Source organism: Streptomyces sp. NPDC127098, from assembly GCF_042722465.1.
Taxonomy (GTDB): Bacteria; Actinomycetota; Actinomycetes; order Streptomycetales; family Streptomycetaceae; genus Streptomyces; species Streptomyces millisiae.
The window spans coordinates 1-4709 of sequence record NZ_JBHXFJ010000135.1; the positions used below are offsets into that span (position 1 = coordinate 1).

The following is a 4709-nucleotide window of genomic DNA, read 5'->3' on the forward strand; positions in this document are numbered from 1 at the left end:
CCGGTGGCTGCGCCGCAGGCGCCGGGCCGCAGGCCGCCAGGCCCAGGCGACTTCGCCGCAGGGCCCGCTCGCCGGCATCGGGCCGCCAGGCCCGTGACCCGGCACCCGGCCAGGAGCGGCCCCCTGGCGGGCGCCCGCCAGGGCGCTCCGCGCGAAGCGCGGAGAAGGGCGGTGGGTGGGAGAAAACCCGGCCCAGCCGGGTCAGGCCCCGCCGATGGAGACCGTCAGAAGAACACCGACCGCCGCGCCACCAGGAGCTTGTAGAGGGTGTGCTGAATCGTCTCCCGCACCTGGTCCGTCAGTTGGAACATCAGCATCGGGTCCTCCGCCGCCTCCGGCGGCTGGTCCCTGGTCTCCAGCGGCTCCCCGAACTGGATGGTCCACTTCGTCGGCAGCGGCACCGCGCCCAGCGGTCCGAGCCAGGGGAACGTCGGCGTCACCGGGAAGTACGGCAGGCCGAACAGCCGCGCCAGCACCCGGGAGTTCCCCACCATCGGGTGGATCTCCTCGGCCCCCACTATCGAGCACGGCACGATCGGCACCCGCGCCCGCAGCGCCGTCGCCACGAAGCCACCGCGCCCGAAGCGCTGCAGCCGGTACCGGTCGGCGAACGGCTTACCGAGCCCCTTGAACCCCTCCGGCATCACGCCGACCAACTCGCCACGCTCAAGTAGCTCCTGCGCGTCCTCCGCGCACGCCAGCGTGTGCCCCGCCTTCCGCGCCAGCTCGTTGACCACCGGCAGCTGGAACACCAGGTCCGCGCCGAGCAGTCGCAGATGTCGCTCGGCCGGGTGCCGGTCCCGCACCGCCACCTGCAACATCAGCCCGTCCCACGGCAGCGTGCCCGAGTGGTTCGCGACGATCAACGCGCCGCCGTCGGTCGGTATGTTCTCGATCCCCCGCACCTCGACCCGGAAGTACCGCTCGAACACCGGCCGCAGCAGCCGCAGCAGCACCTCGTCCGTCAGGTCCTGGTCGAAGCCGAAGTCGTCGACCTCGTAGTCGCCGGTGAGCCGGCGTCGCAGGAAGGCGAAGCTCCGCGCCAGCGCCTGGTCGAGCCCGCCGCCAGCCCCGCGCTCCGCGACCTTCCCGGCCAGCGACGTCAACGACGCCTCGCCGGCCGCCGCCTCCCCCTCGTCTCGCTCGTCCCGGGATCGCCGGCCGCCGCCCTCCCCGACCGGTCCGATCGGAATGACCTTGGCGTCAGCCATGCCGCAGCGCCCCTTCCATCCGGTCAAGGGCCCGCCCCACCCGCTCGGGGGCCAGCAGCCCTGGGCCGTGCGCCGCGGCGAAGTCCACGAACGCGTCGGCCGTCGAGTACTCCAACGGGCCGCCGAGCGCCGCCCGCAACCGCGCCGTGCTGACCACCCGACCGTGCACCAGGGCCCTGAACTGCTCGCCGGATATCCCGTCCACGCCGGCCGCCCGCAGCACCATCCCGAGCCAGGGCGTCAGCGGGCCGGCCACCGGCACCGTGGGCCGGCCGAGTCGCCGCGCCGCCTGCGAGAGCAGCAGCACGCCGTCCCCGGCCACGTTGAACGTGCCGACGAGCGCCGGGTCGCGCACCGCGGCCGCCAGCACCTCGACGGCGTCGTGCTCGTGCACGAACTGCAGCCGGGGGTCGAAGCCCAGCACCGTGGGCAGCACCGGAAGCCGGAAGTACGCGCCGAGCGCCGACTCCGCGCCGGGCCCCAGCAGGTGCGCGAACCGCAGCACGGTCACCGCGACGTCCGGCCGCCGCCGCCCGAACCCCCGCACATAGCCCTCGACCTCGACCACGTCCTGGGCGAACCCGCCGCCCGGCTGGGGCCGCTCCGGGGCGCTCTCCGAGACCACCGCGGGATCGCGGGCCCCGCTGCCGTAGACCTGGGTGCTCGACGCGACGACGAGCCGCCGCAGCCCCGGCACCTTCTGGCAGGCGCCCAACAGCTGGAGCGTGCCCAACACGTTGCGCTCCTTCACCGCGGCACGGCCCACGCCGGGCGAGGCCGCGACCCCCTGGACGTCCAGGTGCACCACGGTGTCGACCCGGTGCTCGGCGAGCACCGTCGCGATCGACGGCTGCCGGATGTCGGCCCGCACGAACCGCATGTCGCCGAGCGGGTAGCCGGGTCGGCGCGTGTCCACGCCGACGACCCGGCTCACCTCCGGATCGTGCCTGATGCCACGCACGAACCGCCCGCTCAACTGCCGGGCGGCACCGGTCACGAGCACGGTCCTGCCCACAAGCGCCACCCCACTCCGGAAACGCATGGGGCCCTCCCGTCGCCACGGACGGGAGGGCCGAATCAGCGGCGCTCGCTCACTTCTTGTTGCGGCGCTGCACGCGCGTACGCTTCAGCAGCTTGCGGTGCTTCTTCTTCGCCATCCGCTTGCGCCGCTTCTTGATAACAGAGCCCACGACTACCCTCGCTCACTTCGTTTACTCGGTGCGGGGCGTCCGAGCCCACACGACCTACATGGGGTCAGCCTACCGGTCACCGAGTGATACGGGTTAATCGAGGGGCGTCGAAGGGCACCGCCCCTCGTCAGGCGCTTTCGACGCCGACGAAGGACTCCCGGAGGTACTCGTGAACCGCCTGCTCGGGAACCCGGAAGGACCTTCCCACCCGGATCGCGGGCAGATGACCGGCGTGCACCAGCCGGTACACGGTCATCTTGGAGACTCGCATCACCGCGGCGACCTCCGCCACGGTCAGGAACTTGGCCTCGCTCAGAAGCCTTTCAGCAGCCATGTAACACCTGACCTTCCGCACATGTCGGACACCGGCTTCCCCTCCGGTGACTCCCTCTCGCATGTGCGCTCCTCCCCAGATTAGGGGCGGGTGATGCGAGTGGGGAAGAGGTGCCCCAACCGGCCGTTTACAGCGAGCGGGCTCTTAACGTGACAGAGAAGCCCGTTTGAGCACATAGCGCGCGAGCGGTTCACCGTGGCGGGCTCGGCGGGAGTCAGCGGATGGAACCGCTGTGTGGACGCTGCCCCTCGCCCGCCCCGCCAACCCCGGTGGCCCTCCGACGTCTCGTGGTTCCGCGCCCTGACTCCCCGGCTGACCTGCGCCGACCGCCCGACGGCCGGCCGCGGCCGCACCCCAGGCCGGCCACGCGTGGGGAAGCCGGGAAACAGGTGTGAGGCATCGAGGTGCGGGGTGCTGAAGACGTGTTCGAGCCGTGAGCCCGGAGAGCGGGCGGCCGTTCACGGCCCTCCGGACGACGTAGACCGAATCGGGTCGTTTTGTCGACACATCACCCCTGCGGTGATGTGAGCGCACGCCCTCCGCTCGCGTCGGGGCCCCCCGGACGCCTCGACGTAGCACCCCAGCGGCGAACGGCCCGGGAGCGGCCGCGCCTCCTCGCCCGGGGGCGCCCTTCAGTGCTCGGGCAGCAGCCCACGCGCCGGAAACACGGCCCGCCGGGTGGCGAGCACGGCCCGGTCGACCTCGTCGGCCGGATCGTAGCCTGCTTCCCACCCCCGCCAGGACGGCCGCCGCCCGTCGGTCATCCGCTGCGGCCCTGCCTCCCTGGTCCGCGCGTACACGGCGGACCGCCACTCCTCGGGTGTCGGCGTCGCCGGCTCGATGGGCCGGTGGGCCGCGATGGCGACCACATGCGTCCAGATCCGCGGCACGACGTCGATGATCGCGTATCCGCCGCCGCCAAGAGCCAACCACCGTCCGTCGGCGTGCTCGTGCGCCCACTGGTGGCAGGCTTCGGCGGCGGCCCGCTGGGCGTCGAGGCTGAGCGTGAGGTGGGCGAGGGGGTCCTCGAAGTGGGTGTCGGCCCCGTGCTGGGTCACCAGCACCTGGGGCCGGAACTCGGTGAGCAGTTCGGGCACCACCGCATGCAGCGCCCGCTGCCAGCCGGCGTCGGAAGTGCCGGCTGGCAGCGCCACGTTGACCGCGCTGCCAGGTGCCGTGGGCCCGCCGCTCTCCTCGGGCCGTCCGGTGCCGGGGAAGAGGAACCGCGGATGCTCGTGGAGGGAGACGGTCAACACCCTCGGGTCGTCCCAGAACGCGGTCTGCACGCCGTCCCCGTGGTGCACGTCCAGGTCGACGTAGGCGACGCGCTCGGCGCCGAGCTCCAGCAGCCTGGCGATGGCGACTGCCGCGTCGTTGTAGACGCAGAACCCGGAGGCGGCCGAGGGCATCGCGTGGTGCAGCCCTCCGGAGAAGTTGACGGCGTGCCGGACGTCGCCGCGCCAGATGTCCTCGGCGCCGGCGAGTGACTGACCGGCGATCAGCGCGGACGCCTCGTGCATGCCGGGGAAGGCCGGCGTGTCCGGGGTCCCGAGGCCCATCCGCTCGTCTGCGTCCCGAGGTTCGGCGGAGGCCCGCCGCACCGCGGCGAGGTAGTCGGCCTGGTGTACGAGCCCCAGCGCCGCGTCGTCGGCCGGCTCGGCCGCGACGACCTCGATGTGCCGGTCGAGTCCGAACGCCTCGACCAACCGCATGGTCAGATCCAGCCGCAACGGGTCCATCGGATGCCCGGGGCCGAAGTCGTACCGGGTGACACCCTCGTCCCACATCAGCCGCGCTTCACCACTCATGGCGGCCACGGTAACAAAGCAGGAAAGGGCCCCGCCAAGGTCAACAACCTTGGCGGGGCCCTTTCTTCAACAATTGTCCGGCGGCGACCTACTCTCCCACACGGTCCCCCATGCAGTACCATCGGCGCTGGCAGGCTTAGCTTCCGGGTTCGGAATGTAACCGGGC

At 72.4% G+C, this 4709-nt stretch carries 5 protein-coding genes and 1 rRNA gene; all 6 read right to left on the reverse strand.

Features of this window, described 5'->3' with window-relative positions:
- Positions 1 to 224: 224 nt before the first annotated feature.
- A complete protein-coding gene (locus ACFWI8_RS36070) occupies positions 225 to 1211 on the reverse strand; it encodes a lysophospholipid acyltransferase family protein (RefSeq protein ID WP_387100438.1) in 987 nt (328 codons plus the stop codon).
- Positions 1204 to 2226, reverse strand: a complete 1023-nt coding sequence (locus ACFWI8_RS36075) for an NAD-dependent epimerase/dehydratase family protein (protein ID WP_387100442.1) — start codon at positions 2224 to 2226, stop codon at positions 1204 to 1206. The genes ACFWI8_RS36070 and ACFWI8_RS36075 overlap by 8 nt, the downstream gene beginning before the upstream one ends.
- 76 nt (positions 2227 to 2302) lie before the next feature.
- Positions 2303 to 2401, reverse strand: coding sequence for a 30S ribosomal protein bS22 (locus ACFWI8_RS36080; protein ID WP_003948845.1), 99 nt, complete (start codon positions 2399 to 2401; stop codon positions 2303 to 2305).
- 127 nt (positions 2402 to 2528) lie between these two features.
- Positions 2529 to 2735: a helix-turn-helix domain-containing protein gene (locus ACFWI8_RS36085; RefSeq protein ID WP_052849337.1), complete on the reverse strand. Its 207-nt coding sequence runs from the start codon at positions 2733 to 2735 to the stop codon at positions 2529 to 2531.
- Positions 2736 to 3367: 632 nt separating this feature from the next.
- Positions 3368 to 4543: an acetoin utilization protein AcuC gene (locus tag ACFWI8_RS36090; protein ID WP_387100440.1), complete on the reverse strand. Its 1176-nt coding sequence runs from the start codon at positions 4541 to 4543 to the stop codon at positions 3368 to 3370.
- A gap of 75 nt (positions 4544 to 4618) precedes the next feature.
- Positions 4619 to 4709, reverse strand: a 5S ribosomal RNA gene (rrf, locus tag ACFWI8_RS36095); the annotation flags it as partial.